The sequence below is a fragment of the Haloarcula pellucida genome, assembly GCF_014647235.1.
In the GTDB taxonomy this organism is placed as follows: Archaea; Halobacteriota; Halobacteria; order Halobacteriales; family Haloarculaceae; genus Haloarcula; species Haloarcula pellucida.
Genome location: NZ_BMOU01000006.1, coordinates 320,358 through 333,619 on the forward strand (window position 1 = coordinate 320,358; position 13,262 = coordinate 333,619).

The 13,262-nt window shown below is 65.6% G+C and carries 18 protein-coding genes; 17 read left to right on the forward strand and 1 reads right to left on the reverse strand.

Annotated features, from left to right (window positions below; genetic code table 11):
• The first annotated feature begins 52 nt into the window (after nt 1–52).
• From IEY28_RS20805 to IEY28_RS18395, 14 genes are all read left to right on the forward strand, one after another.
• Nucleotides 53–178 (forward strand): hypothetical protein, encoded by a 126-nt coding sequence (locus IEY28_RS20805; protein WP_268239455.1) that lies wholly within the window; start codon nt 53–55, stop codon nt 176–178.
• Nucleotides 179–181: 3 nt separating this feature from the next.
• On the forward strand, nt 182–1,675 hold the full coding sequence (locus IEY28_RS18340) for an XkdF-like putative serine protease domain-containing protein (RefSeq protein ID WP_189001344.1): 1,494 nt from the start codon (nt 182–184) through the stop codon (nt 1,673–1,675).
• A gap of 11 nt (nt 1,676–1,686) precedes the next feature.
• Entirely contained in the window at nt 1,687–2,718 is a 1,032-nt protein-coding gene (locus tag IEY28_RS18345) for a hypothetical protein (RefSeq protein WP_189001345.1), read from the forward strand.
• Nucleotides 2,719–2,730: 12 nt separating this feature from the next.
• On the forward strand, nt 2,731–2,952 hold the full coding sequence (locus IEY28_RS18350) for a hypothetical protein (RefSeq protein WP_189001347.1): 222 nt from the start codon (nt 2,731–2,733) through the stop codon (nt 2,950–2,952).
• Nucleotides 2,952–3,329: a hypothetical protein gene (locus IEY28_RS18355; protein WP_189001349.1), complete on the forward strand. Its 378-nt coding sequence runs from the start codon at nt 2,952–2,954 to the stop codon at nt 3,327–3,329. Before IEY28_RS18350 ends, IEY28_RS18355 begins: the two co-directional genes overlap by 1 nt.
• Nucleotides 3,330–3,331: 2 nt before the next feature.
• Nucleotides 3,332–3,718: a hypothetical protein gene (locus IEY28_RS18360; RefSeq protein WP_189001351.1), complete on the forward strand. Its 387-nt coding sequence runs from the start codon at nt 3,332–3,334 to the stop codon at nt 3,716–3,718.
• 3 nt (nt 3,719–3,721) lie between these two features.
• Nucleotides 3,722–4,030: a hypothetical protein gene (locus IEY28_RS18365; protein WP_189001353.1), complete on the forward strand. Its 309-nt coding sequence runs from the start codon at nt 3,722–3,724 to the stop codon at nt 4,028–4,030.
• A 6-nt stretch (nt 4,031–4,036) separates the two neighbouring features.
• Nucleotides 4,037–4,900, forward strand: coding sequence for a hypothetical protein (locus tag IEY28_RS18370; RefSeq protein WP_189001355.1), 864 nt, complete (start codon nt 4,037–4,039; stop codon nt 4,898–4,900).
• 1 nt (nt 4,901) lies between these two features.
• The gene (locus IEY28_RS18375; RefSeq protein WP_189001357.1) at nt 4,902–5,435 is read left to right on the forward strand and encodes a hypothetical protein; all 534 of its coding nucleotides are present in this window, start codon (nt 4,902–4,904) and stop codon (nt 5,433–5,435) included.
• Nucleotides 5,432–5,974 (forward strand): hypothetical protein, encoded by a 543-nt coding sequence (locus tag IEY28_RS18380; RefSeq protein ID WP_189001359.1) that lies wholly within the window; start codon nt 5,432–5,434, stop codon nt 5,972–5,974. The genes IEY28_RS18375 and IEY28_RS18380 overlap by 4 nt, the downstream gene beginning before the upstream one ends.
• 130 nt (nt 5,975–6,104) lie before the next feature.
• On the forward strand, nt 6,105–7,034 hold the full coding sequence (locus IEY28_RS18385) for a phage tail tube protein (protein WP_189001361.1): 930 nt from the start codon (nt 6,105–6,107) through the stop codon (nt 7,032–7,034).
• Nucleotides 7,031–7,591, forward strand: a complete 561-nt coding sequence (locus tag IEY28_RS18390; RefSeq protein WP_189001363.1) for a hypothetical protein — start codon at nt 7,031–7,033, stop codon at nt 7,589–7,591. Before IEY28_RS18385 ends, IEY28_RS18390 begins: the two co-directional genes overlap by 4 nt.
• A gap of 20 nt (nt 7,592–7,611) precedes the next feature.
• Entirely contained in the window at nt 7,612–7,740 is a 129-nt protein-coding gene (locus IEY28_RS20810; RefSeq protein ID WP_268239456.1) for a hypothetical protein, read from the forward strand.
• Between the two features lie 269 nt (nt 7,741–8,009).
• Nucleotides 8,010–9,395 (forward strand): hypothetical protein, encoded by a 1,386-nt coding sequence (locus IEY28_RS18395; protein ID WP_189001365.1) that lies wholly within the window; start codon nt 8,010–8,012, stop codon nt 9,393–9,395.
• On the opposite strand, the gene IEY28_RS18400 is transcribed toward IEY28_RS18395, so the two are convergent.
• The gene (locus IEY28_RS18400) at nt 9,382–9,573 is read right to left on the reverse strand and encodes a hypothetical protein (RefSeq protein WP_189001366.1); all 192 of its coding nucleotides are present in this window, start codon (nt 9,571–9,573) and stop codon (nt 9,382–9,384) included. The two genes, IEY28_RS18395 and IEY28_RS18400, sit on opposite strands and share 14 nt — an antisense overlap.
• Nucleotides 9,574–9,615: 42 nt before the next feature.
• Here IEY28_RS18400 and IEY28_RS18405 point away from each other — a divergent pair, with 42 nt between their 5' ends.
• From IEY28_RS18405 to IEY28_RS18415, 3 genes are all read left to right on the forward strand, one after another.
• Nucleotides 9,616–10,233, forward strand: a complete 618-nt coding sequence (locus IEY28_RS18405; RefSeq protein ID WP_189001368.1) for a hypothetical protein — start codon at nt 9,616–9,618, stop codon at nt 10,231–10,233.
• 3 nt (nt 10,234–10,236) lie between these two features.
• Complete coding sequence (locus tag IEY28_RS18410) at nt 10,237–11,349, forward strand: hypothetical protein (protein WP_189001370.1); 1,113 nt, start codon at nt 10,237–10,239, stop codon at nt 11,347–11,349.
• On the forward strand, nt 11,349–13,262 hold a 1,914-nt coding region (locus IEY28_RS18415; RefSeq protein ID WP_189001372.1), incomplete at its 3' end, for a phage tail protein. The genes IEY28_RS18410 and IEY28_RS18415, both read left to right, overlap by 1 nt.

Sequence of the window (13,262 nt, forward strand, 5' to 3'; positions counted from 1 at the left end):
AGCGCCCGACTCCCCTGTGCGAGGTTCGACCGGGACACAACGGATTCTCGACATGACTGATAAGAACGCAGAGCGCGGCGAGAAGCGCGGCGTCCTCTCGACCGGTCGAGCCAAAAACCTCGACAAGACGAAGGACGCCGACGCTGACGCCGACGAAGACGACGATGGCGAGGGCTGACCCGTGCCACCTGTGACGAAGGCCGGCGGGGACGCCTTCCGCAAAGAGGTAGAGTTCGTCGAGAAAGACGACGCCGAGCAGCGGGCGGTCGGCATCGTGATGGTCCCCGACAAGGCGGACCTGCAGCACGACTTCGCTCGCGAGGAGACCATCCGGGCGTTCGCCGACGAGTTCGGCGCGCTGATGGACTCCGGCAGCGCCGACGGCGGTATCATGCACGCCGCGTGGCCGTCGGAGTGGATGTCCCTCGAGCGCAACGAGGTCCTCGACGAAGCCGAAGACATCGGCGGCCAGACCGCCCCCGAGGGTGCGTGGGTGCAGGAGTGGCAGTTCGACGACGCCGGCACCTGGGACCTCGTCGAGGACGGCGTCTACAGCGGCTATTCCATCGGCGCGAAAGCCGTCGAGTGGGACGGGCCGTACCTCATCGGTGAGGACGACGCCGTCGACGACGTTGACGTCCCCGACCAGCTCCCCGACGACGCGATGGTCTGGGAGCTGACCGACGGCGTCATCCGCGAGGTCAGCGCCGTCGACATCCCGGCTGTCCCCGACGCGGAGATCCTCGAGACGAAGCGGCTGGGCGACCACCTCGGCGACCGTGACGCCTTCATCGAGGAGGCCGTCGAGCGCGGCCACTCCGAAGACGACGCCGAGCGGATGTGGGACAACCTGACTCGTGCGCTCGAGGAGGAGGGCGCCGGTGACCCCGGCAAGGAATCGTTCCTCGAGCGCGTCGGGAAGGCGGCCATGTCGGTTCTCTCCGCCCCAGATGCGACCGGCCCGAGCCCAGACCCGACGTTCCCGACCAACCGGGACAAAGAGGGACGGACGCTCTCGAAGGGCAATCGCGAGTCGATCATGGCCTCCATCGACGCCGGGCTGGATGTCCTCGAGGACGCCGGCGTCGACCACGGCATGACGCGGTTCACCGATCAGGACAGCGTCGACTTCGACCTCTCTGAGCACGACGCCCGTGCGTGGTCGTTCGAGGACGACGAAGGCGGCGATGAAGACGAAGACGACCAGGACGACAAGCACGCCGCCGGCGGCGACACGCCGGCCGACGATGGCAGCACGACCGCTGCCGACGACATGTCCGACGATTCTGACACGAACACTGGTGAGGACAAGTCCCTCGCCGAGCAGAACGCAGAACAGATCAACGAACTGACCGACGCCGTCAAGAGCCTCACCGAGGCCGTCGACGGCGACAGCGGAAGCGACGCGGATGCCGACAAGACCGCCGAGGTAGAGCTCCCCGACGGCTCCGTGGCCGAAGTCTCGAAGAGCGAGGTCGACTCGTGGTTCGAGGACGACGGCGACGCCAACAAGGACGCCGACGGCGCCGCAGCGACGAAGGCCGACATCGAGGCGCTCCACGCCCGACTCGACGCGATCTCTCGCGAGGCCAGTGGCAGTCAGCAGCTCGCGCAGGGCTCCGGCGAGGGTGAGGACGGCGACCGACTCAGCGACCTGGGAAAGGCCCTCTCCTGAGGTGACTACAGATGAGCACTAACACCATCGACGCAGTCCGTACGCAGAACCAGGTCGCCGGCGGCGTCAGCAAGGACGTCGACCTCGCGACGCTCGACAACTTCCAGCTCCCGCGCGACGTCACCGAGGAGTTCCTCGATCGGGCCCAGAAAGAAGTCCAGGTGCTGGAGATGGCCGACACCATGGTCCTCGAGCGCCTGGAGATGGACGTCCCGATGTTCGGCGTCCCGCAGCTGTCGGGGTCGACCCGTGCCGAAGAGGGCACGCGAACGTCCAACTCCGCCAACTCGGACGGGGACGTCGCGTTCAACGCGACCGACCAGCAGTACTACATCCTCGTCGAGCCGACCCGCGACGCGCTCAAGAACACCCACTACGGACCCGACCAGTTCGGCGACTACATCGTCGACCAGTTCATCCAGCGCTGGTTCAACGACGTCGGCCTCATCGGGATCCGTGCGAACGCCGACTCGGGTAACCTGCAGTCTATCGGCGGCGCCGCTGCGCTGGACTCGACGTGGAACGGCTGGATCGCCATCGCCGAGGGCGAGGACACGGCGTCGGATCGGATGGGTCTCGAAACGACGGCAGGCGGCGAGGTCGACACCATGCCGACCGTCGACATGGCGTCGTCGTCGGTCGACACGAAGATGTTCAATGACGCGATCCAGACGCTGGACTCGCGCTACCGCGATCCCGACAACTTCGTGTTCCTGACGTCGCCGGACGTCGTCCAGGAGTACGTCTTCAGCCTGACCGAGCGCGAGGACCCGCTGGGCTCGGCGGTCATCTTCGGCGACAACGACATCACGCCGTTCAGCTACGACGTCGTCGGCGTCAACGGCTGGCCCGACAGCTACGCGATGCTGACCGACCCCGACAACCTCGCGTTCGGGGTCTTCGAGGAGATGGAGCTCGACCAGACCACGGACACGGACAAGGTCCACGAGAACCGCCTCCACTCCCGGAACTGGCTGGAAGGGCAGTTCGACTTCCAGATCAAGCAGATGCAGGCCGGCGTCCTCGTCGAGAACATCGCCTGAGGTGAGTAAGCGATGACGCTCTACCTCGACGACGAAACCGGCCACATCATCGAGAACCACCCTGACGAGTACATCTACACCGACGATGAGGGACGGCTCCACATCGACCCCGACGCCGTCGGCCGCGAGGAGAAGCTCAAGACACTGGCGAAGTGTGCGACCGAGTTGGTCGAGAACTGCGACGAGTACGACGTCGTCCAGGAGCCCGAGTTCGAGTGGGCAGGTGGTGAGTGATGTCTGGACCGACCACCAACGCCGAGATTCGGGAGCGCTACGAAAACGGCGACCCGCTCAACGACGGTGCGCCCGGGAAGGTCGCGACCGACGCGCCGGCGAACGGCGCTTCGACGACAGTGCCGGCAGACGCCGACGTCCATGCGGTCACAGCCGACGGGACCAACGCAGTCGACCTCGACACTGCAGCCGAAGAGGGCCGCGTGGTCACAGTCGTCCACAACGGCGGGGCCAACACGCCGACGCTGTCGTTCGCCGACGCCGACTTCGTCGGGACCGGGCCAGCGAACCTCAGCAGCGCCGGCGCGACCGCAACGGTTCGCAACATCGACGGCACGACCAGCGGCTGGGTCGTCGCTGGCACCGGGAGTGCCTGACCATGCCGGTCGTTGAGAAGACGTCCGGCGCCCGGGTCACCATCCGTGACATCGGGGAGTTCACCCACGGTGATCGTGCCGACGTCGGCGCTGCCGACGCCGCGTACCTCTGTGACGAGCGCGGTGACTTCGAGCGCGTCGACGACGCTGTCGCTGCTGAGGACGGGCCAGCCGACGAAGACGTCCACGAGGAGGACGGGCCGCCCGATGGGGCTGGCCCGATTCCTGACCCGAGCGACCACTCGGTCGCAGACCTTCGCGACAAACTGAGCGACATCGACGACGTCGACGTGTTGGCCGCGGTCTACGACGCCGAGGAGGCTGGAAAGGACCGGGATACTGCTATCGAAGCGATTCAGGGTCGCATCAACGCCGTCCGGGAGGACTAACCGATGCCGAAGTGGTACGACAGTACGGTCCTCGCCGACTCCCAGAGCCTCACCGCCGGCAACGCGGTCACTGGCGACATCAGCCAGTACCACACGCCGGCGATCTGCGTGGCGCTGGAGGACCTCGAGGGCAACGCCGACGACACCATCACCGTCGAGGTGGTCGGCGCCGCCGGCACCTACGAGGTCGACGAACGGACGCTCTCGGCGGTGGGCTCGTACATCGTCGAGGCGCCGCAGGCTGACACGGTCAAGGTGACCAGCAGCAACGGCGTCACGTACAGCATCGAAGCTCGGAACAACCCGAGGTAACACGACATGGCGACTGGCTACTGTACGACCGAGGATCTCCGCCGAGCGCTGCGGAAAGCCAGCCTCCCCGGCGATGTCACCCAGGACACGCGGATCGCCGCCGACGCCATCGTCTCCCGGACCGAGTGGCTGGAGAAGACCTACGACCGCCACTGGTACGCCCCGACCGGCGCCGCCATCCTCGACGAGGCGTCGAACGTCGACATCCCGACGTCGACGAACACGCGCGACGACGAGGAGGACATCCCAACCCACGGCGGGATGGTCCACGGCGCCAGCGAGAACGAGCGCTACCGGTATCGACAGAACAGCGACGCACTCCTCGAATCGGGGCCGCGGTACGAGCGCCGGCGCAAGCACTACCAGGATCCGAAAGAGGAGATCCGCATCGCGTTCGGCCGCCCCGAGTCACTGGAGCCGCCGGTCGACGACACCGTCCCGGCGTACACGCGGATCACGCTCGCTCGGAAGGACGCCAAGGCAGTCAACTCGCTGTCGGTCGTCAACGCAGAGGGCGCCTTCGACGACTGGGTCGCCAGCAACGACTACGACGGCGGCGTCGGAAACACCCACCGCGGCGAGGACTACTGGGTCCGCGTCAACAACGGCGGCGTCTCAGAGCTGTATCTGGACGTCCACGCGATGGACGACGACATCCCGTCGTTCTCCGATGCCGTGTACGTCGACTTCGACTATGGCCACGAGGGCATCCCGCGGACCGTCCGGCGGGCCGTCGCGAACTGGGCGGCGGCGGACCTCGTCGAGGAGGCCGTCATCGAGATCCCCCAGAACGCCACGGTCTACAACGTCGAGACGAAAGCCGACGAACTGGAGCGCAAAGCCGAGGAACTGATGGAGGTCTACGAGTGACGTGGCCGTCGCCCAGATTCCGGTCACCGTCGACGTCTCGCTGGCGTTCCAGACCGACCCCATCGGCGCCGTCCTGGACATCGCCGTTCCCAACGCGCCGGCGGAGAGTGCCCGGCAGGCCCTGCTGGACGATATCGAACACAAACTGGTCGGCGAGCGCAACAACCTCGTCTTCCGGAGTGTCCGGCAGGCCCACGAGCAACTCGAGAGCTACGCGTCGACGAACGACTACCACGTCGACCCGCTCATCGAGAGCTTCGCCGGCGTCGACGTCGCCCGAGACCGGACGTCTATCCACGCCGAGTGGTCGTGGAGCCACGAGGCCATGCCGTTCTGGGAGTTCGGGACCAGCGACCACACGGTCGACGGCGACCCGCTGCTGGTGTTCGAGTTCGACAAGAGCGAGTACCCGGGTCTGGCGGAGATGTTCCCCGGCGGGACGGCGTTCCTGCCGCAGACGGAACCGACGGGGCTGCCCGAGAGCCGGGCCGTCCGGGACTCGCTCAACTGGCTCCGCCGGGAGGTCAGCCAGTGAGTAGCACCGAGGTCGACTGGGTGCTGGACCAACTCGCCAGCGTGGTGAGTAGCGTCGCTACGGACTACACGCTGGAGAACGGCGACGACGTCGTGATCAAGCGCGTCGACCGCGACGACAGCCGCATCTACGAGGGGTCGCAGGCGGTCGACATGACGACGCCGATCCGCTCACGCTCCGGCGAACTGCAGTCGGGAGTCTTCGTCAGCGCCGGGTCCGCCGACGTCTCGCAGTCTCCCATCGGCACCGAGTTCGACCTCGACGTCGAGCGTGTCGTCTCGCTGCGTGCCGAAGGTCTGCATCACAGCGAGTGGGGCCACGTCGATCCCGACGGCACCAACGGCGTGCCGTTCGGTGAGCTGCAAGACCGCATCCGGTCGGCGCTGTACGGCGCGCGGACGTACCCCGATGCCGGTCGGACCGGAACGTCGTACACGCATCTGTTGCTGACCAACGAGGCCGATCTGTCGAGCGAGTACGCCGACTTCTACGACTGGCGCGTCGACGTCGCCTTCGACGGGTTCGAAGAGTTGCCGTGACTCCGCCGCTTTTTCAGTACACGCAAGACTGATGACCCGTCGGTCGCCGCGGCCGGCGTCGAGGACACCACGCGGCAGGTTTTCAGGAGTTACTCATGATCATGAGACACGCGTATAGCGGAGGTACAGCATGACGGGCGCGGGGACCGGCACCCTCGTGGCCTGTGGCGAGCAGTCGTTCATGGGCTCGCTCGTCGACGCCGACAGCGACGGGACGCCCGATCTCTTCCACCTCGGGCGTAACCCCACACTGAGCGAGGGCCCATCGCTGGAGAACCAACTGCAAGAGCTGCGCGAAGCGGATGCGGCCTGGAGCGTCGAGTCGGTCAAGCAAAACTTCGAGGGCGCGATCACCATCGAGGCGATCGTCAGCGCCGACGTCCACACGAAGATCGAGGATAACCTCGTGCTGAACGCCGCCGACACGATCCAACCGGGACTGTCGACGTCGGGCCGGGTCTTCGCTGGCGTGCAGTACCCCAGCGGCACCGCCACCGAGGAGTACCTCGGGTGCATCCCGCTGGAGTACTCGATCAACTACCAGCAGGGCGGCGAGGTCCAGTACACGCTGTCGCTGGCCTACGCCGACCAGAAGCCCGATCCGTCGACGGATCTCACGACGGCGACGCCAGTCACCGACGGCTCCTCTGTCGCGTGGCACGGCACGGATCTGTCCATCGATGGCACCAGCGTCTCGGACATGCAGTCGGCGACGCTGACGCTATCAGACCTCGCACGGTTCCAGCGCGGCGGGACGCCGACGCCGAACCGCGGCGTCACGGCTGCCCCGTCGGCGACGCTCGACGTCGAAGCGACGTTCGTCGAGGAGACGCGGATGGATCTGGCCCGTGGGTCGTCGACCAGCGCACCGCCAGACACGCTCGACAGCGTCGCCGGCACGCTGGTGCTGAACGCACCCGACGGGACGACGCTGCGGACGTACAACCTCGCGAAGCTGAAGCCCGACAGCCACCAGTGGAACGAGATCATCAGTACCGAGGACGCGACCGACGCGACGACGTTCAACGTCAACGGTGACCCGGCGGTGACTTTCGCATGACTGGCACGTTCAACGAGACGCACTTCGACTTCGCCGAGGAAATCGACCGACTGGACGACCGCATCGCCGACCTGCAGGCCGAGGCCGACGAGACAGAAGACGGCAGCGACCAGGAGGCGGCGCTCCTCGAGACGAGACAGACGCTGCAGACCCAGCGCAAGGGCGCCATCTGGGCCTGCCCCGGCCGCGGCGGTGGCGAAGACGCCCACGAAGACGACGACTTCCCGATGTGGGACGAGCCCGTCGACGGCGTCACGCTCGGCGCCGTGCGGGCGCGGACCTTCGCCAACATGGAGAACGACCTCGAGTCCGACCCCAACGCTGGCAGCGGCACGTCCAGTATCCTGCTCATCGCCGACGGGACGGTCGAAGCGCCCTACGTCGGCGAGGACATGCGCGATGCGGAAATCGCCGGCGCCGTCGGGAAGCTCCATCCGTGGTATCTCAAGTGGGCCGAGGGTCGGATCACGGCGCTGATGGATCCCGAGGGAAACGCGACGTCCTCCGGGACCTCGCCCGGGGACAAGCAGACGAAGACGACGTCGACCGAGGAGTGATCTATCGGTATGCCAGGGCGATGTACATCGACCGCGGCGGTGACCCGCGCGTCTTCGACGAGCTCTCCTGGGGCGAAATCGAGGACTGGCTCGCCATCCACGACGTCCTCGAAGCCCGGCAGTCGCTGGGCGGGCTCCCGGAGGGGTGACCGATGACGAGTAGAGCCATCCATCAAGATTTGATGATAAAAACATCGGCGACCGGCCGCTCAGCGAGGGTTGAGTCGGAATGTAGAGCAAATCTGTTTGCTCTGGATGATAGTACGCTTGTAGATGGAGTGTACCAAACCGTAAGAGGTATAATAACAACTCAGACATACCCCACTCCATCGCCATTGACGGAGCCGGATCTTTATCATCAAACCTTGATGGAAACGGCGTCGGGGTGGTCCCGATGACGGAGTTCTCCGCCGCCGGCGTGCTGGAGATCACCAGCGTCAACGGCGCGAGTGCCGCCCTCAAGAGCGAGATTGAGGGCGTCTCCGTCGACGTCAACGCGTCGCCGAGTCCGAGTCGGCAGGCCGCGTCGGGCAACCGGCGCATCGCCGGTCGCGAGCGCGCCATGTCCCGCCAGTTGCTCGACCAGTCGAACACCTATCTGGAGACCGCGACCGACCATCTCGACGAGAACCTCGATCTGAATCGTGAGCGCAACGACCTGCTGCGCCAGCAGCTGGACCTGCAGGAGATGACCGCCCGCAGCGGTGGCGGCGGTCTCGACCTGCCACGCCCCCGTCGTGGGCGGAACGGCGGTGGCGGCGGTCTCGGCGGCGTCGCTGCGGCCGCAGTGCTGGCGAGTGCGATCAGCCAGACGCTCCCGACGCCGGCCCCCAGCGAAGAGCCGACGCCTGGTGAGGGCAACGGCACGCCAGTGTCGGGGCCGGTGCCGGCATCGGAGCTGGTCGTCGGCTCGGTTGCGCTGTCGACGGTCCTGACTGGCGCGGTACCAGCGTCGTCGGTCCTGTCGAGCGTTGCCGCGTCGAAAGTCCTGGACAGTTCCGACGCATCCGACATCCTGAACAGTACGGATGTGACGGACGTGCTGAACAGCAAGGACGTGACGGCGGTGCTGAACAGCAAGGACGCGAGCAAGGTGTTGAACAGCGTCGCCGCGTCGTCGGTCCTCACGAAAGTGGCTGTCTCGTCGGTACTGAACAGCAAGGATGCGACATCGGTGCTGAACAGCGTCGCCACCGCCAAGGTACTGGACAGCGTTGAGCTGTCGGCGCTCGTAAAGAAGGTGCCCGCCTCCGAGTTGGTGAGTGATGAGGGCGGGAGTGGCAGTGGTGGCGGCGGAGGCGGTGGTGTCGTAGATCTAATCAAAGGAGCTGTTGCTGGTGGATCTATCGCCGCACTTCTGGCTGGCGCGGGTAAAGCCAGCCAAGGCGGCCCATCAACTGCTGCTGGGACACTTGGGCCACTTGCCGGTATCGTACCGGGGCTTGTGGGAGCTGCCGCAACAGGGTCTGGAAGCGTCGGAGAGTTCTACACCGATGAGTTGGGGATGTCGATGAACGCCAACGGTCAGGAAACCGACCCCATCTCCGGGTTTCTGACCAAACTGTACAAACCGCTCTTTGATTCGCTCGGCACCAACTCTCAGTCGAACACGCGACGTGTCACGCCCGATGAGTTAGAGTCGACGAGCACCAGAAACGCGACGTCCAGCAACGAGTCGTCGGTTGAGGTGACGAACGAGGTCACAATCGAAGAAAGCCAGGACACGCGCGAGACTGAGCGGATCGTCGACAGACGTCTTGACGAGTTCGAGCGCGATCTGAAGCGTGACCTCAATCGTCGGTAGAGAGCTGCTCCCGCAGATCCAGAATCGTCCGCTTTTGTCGGATGATGATGGCGACCAGCGCAAGGACAGTAACGCCGAAGATCGAATTGCCGAAACCACCGACGTACATCCCGTAAATCATCACAATGAACGCCAGCACCCCGAGGGCGTACATCGGCCAGAACTCGCGGATTTGCATATTTTGACATACTGACACAGGCACAAAAAGGATTCACCCATCATGACAACGATACGATTCGAGTTGCCGCCGTTCGACATCGACGGCGACGGCAGCACAGAGGCACTGGCATTCGGTTTCGACAAGAATCTCTCGGTCGAGCATACCGTCCGCACGGGCTGGCTCACTGAGGGCGGCGGGTCGACCACCATCGACCTGCTGTCGGACATCGCCGCCGAACTGAACCTGAACGAGGACTTCTCCGGCAAGCGCAAGGGCCTCTACACCGACCTCGGCGGCGGCGTCGCGGTCGTGCAGGTCGACGCCGAAATCACGACCGGCGACAACACCAACCAGTGGGGGACCGGCAACGGCGGGACGTGGGACGCCGCCGGCGGCACCGTCCTCGAGAAGATGGCCGTCTTGAACGAGGCCCTCATCCGCGCCGAGATCGACTCGCGACCTGGCGACGGCAACTATCCCGAGGGACATCTCGCCAGTCTGCACGTCGGCGAGTACAGCAGTGGTGGGCGGTTCGACCCGATCGACGTCGTCCCTGAGGAACCGAAGATCGTCCACGACACCGAACGCGAGTCCTCGACCGCAACGGTCAGTATCAACTTCGCCAGCGCGGCGTCGCTGGAGGCCCCGTGGGACGGCCAGAAGCAGTCCAAATCCTAACGCATGACAGCACCACAAGCCTACGTCCTCCCGCTCCCACGAGTGGGGCAGCGACCGCCATCGGACACGACGCAGAAGAACCTCAGCGCGCTCGGTGTGCTCGGCTCGGACAGCGGGGCGGTCGAGCCCATCAGCACTGAGCCCGGGACACAGGAGATCCGCGGCTACTACCGGGGACGGTACGCCTGGAAGCTTGCCCGAGAGCTGAAAGAGCTGGCCTCGGTCGACGGCGCCATCCCGATCTACGGCGCCCGCGACTCTGATGCAGACGGCTACTACGCCATCGACCGTGTCGAGGCCGACGCCGTCGAGGCACAGGCCGCAGACTGGCTCCAGCAGTACACCCTCGCCATCACCCGCGAGGGGAGTCGGGCCAACAAACGGCGAGCGGTGCGGACGAATCGGGGCCAGGTCGACCACCCGTTCGGAAACGCCACGACGGCCGAAGTCGGTGTGCCAGCGGCGGCCACACAGGTGCAGTGGCTGGACCGCGAGACTGGTGACACGTCGACGCCGTCGCTGGTCGCGACCCGCAGCGCCGAGCTGGGCGACGTCGAGATCTACGACCTGCAGGCGGCGCCGTACGCCAACGCCACGCTCACGTACGATCTCGACTATGCCAGCATGGGCGACGTCGACGTCCGCGTCTGGGACTACAGAGGCGTTGGATCGCGAACCGACAGCGATGGCGTGGTCGCCGCCGCGAAGGTCTTCTCGACGGCCCACGAGTACGCCGGCGAGCGCGTCATCTCCAACGGTCTGGTCCGCCTGCGCGTCGACCAGTCGCCGGCGCTGTCGGTCGAGCGCTGGGACGACGCCAACAGCACGTGGACCACGCAGTCACTCGGGACGTCGTCGTGGAGCGTCACGGATATCGACATCCGCCACATCGGGATGGCCCGCGCCGACGCTCGTGTGGTCTTCAGCGACGGCAGTAGCGAGTACCCGCTGGACGTCTCGGTCAAACGGGGCTGGACGGACCCGCTGTGGATGGAGGTCGACGGCGAGGGTGGGACGAAGCCAGGGGTGAAGGACCTACTCGATCCGGCAGCGAGCGGGCAGATCTACGACCCCGGCGCTGATCAGGGGCTCGTCGCTCGGGAGGTCGTACAATAATGGCGCAGTGGCAACTTCGCAGCAACTGGGGAGGCACTGGCTGGGGCGACTGGACCCAGAGTGGCAATATCCAGCTGATCAACGACGATACGAACAACACCGGAGACTGGGTGCTTGATGGCTCATTCACGCAGGGTAAAGCGCGAACCGGCCTCGAGGATACGTCCCAGAAGATCACCGGCTGGCGGTTCGATGTCGAGATTACCGATGGGAACGGCAACGACTCGGACAGCCGATACGGCCCCGGTTTTGAGGTCCTCGATGAACAGGGGAACGCGCTGCTGCACATCCAGTTCGAGGGCAACAACGTCGCCGCCGTGGACTCCGGAGCTGTCGACAACAACACTGCGGACCGCGTAGAATTTACAGGCTCGTGGTCCTTCGACACGCTCTACACCGACGTTTCAATCATCCACACGGGCGGAGGGTCCTACGACATCACCTTCAACGGCGAAACGATCACGTTCACGGCGGCATCGGCGCCGGCGACCAGCGTCGGGTTGCAGGAGGCGGGCTGGCACGTCTACGAGGAGCGGTCGCAGCGCTGGGCCGGGTACATCGACAACGTCGAGTACCGCATCCCGGACCCGCCGGCGGCGCCCAACAACGTCGACGCAACCTATGTCGCTGACGATCAGGTCGATCTCAGCTTCGATGCCGACACGAGTGACGGGCCGATCAACAGCTACGATGTCGAACTCTCGCGCGACGGCGGGTCGTGGGTGTCGCCGGCCGGCGGCCCCTCGTCGCCCGGCAGCGCCGGCACCTACTCCTACGGACCGGCCAGCGATGCCGCCTACGGCAAGCAGGTCGGCGCCGACTCCTCGATCCAGATCCGCGTCCGGGCGGTCAACACGACCGGCACCAGCAGCTGGGTGACGAGCGACACGGTCTACACGACGCCAGTCCCGCCTGCGACGCCGTCGGTCAACCGCCCCGATGCGTCGACGGTGGAGCTGACGGTAACATGGCAGACCGACCTCGTCGGCGACGACGGCCAGTACTTCGACGTCTACTACCGCGAGGACACGGGCTCGGGATACGGCTCGTGGACGTTCTTCGACGCGTTCACCGCCGCCGATGCGAACGCATCAGGCACCGACGCGAAAGGCAGCAGTGTCACCGCCACCTACAACGTCGGGACGACCTACGACGGCGTCGCGCTACAGAACGACGCCCGGTACCAGTTCAAGATCAGGCACTTCAACAACTCATCGCGCGGCAGCGAATACGTCATCGCCGACTACGGTAACGAAGGCAACGTCTACTTCGAGGACGGATTCGAGAGCGGCGACGCATCGGCGTGGGACTCTACGAACCTCCCCGACGGGGCCGGCGAAACCTCTGGCGTTGTTCAGACGCTGGACAGTCGGTTTGCCGATACGTCGCCAGCTGAAGGTTCATACGCCGTCGAGATGTTCGACGGTGGGTACCTCCGCAAGCAACTGGGCGACCTCTCGGGCGAGTCCGATGTCCACGTGCGTCTCCGGTGGCAGGCGGCGTCGTGGGAAGCCGACGCCGTCGATGCGCTCCGAGTGCGGTGGTACGACGGGAGTGCGTGGCAGACACTGCAGACCGACGACTGGGCGTACAATCAGCAGGGTTGGGTGTTCGCCACGATATCAGTGCCCGACAGCTATCTCTCGACGGATGCCCGCCTCGAGGTCGCCCAAGAGTTCCAGGGCAATTACTCGTTCACGGCCTTCGACAGCGTCGTCGTCAGCGACAACCTTCACGAGTACACCAGCCCCGCGGCGCCGTCGGGGCTCTCGACAGACACGACCACAGAGGATGAGATTGGTCTCTCGTGGACGACGAACGCATCACTCATGGGCCTCGGAAGCACGAACGAGACGCGCAACGAGGTCCGGATCAAGGCAACGTCCGCCGGGTCCTACACGTGGCCAGCCAGT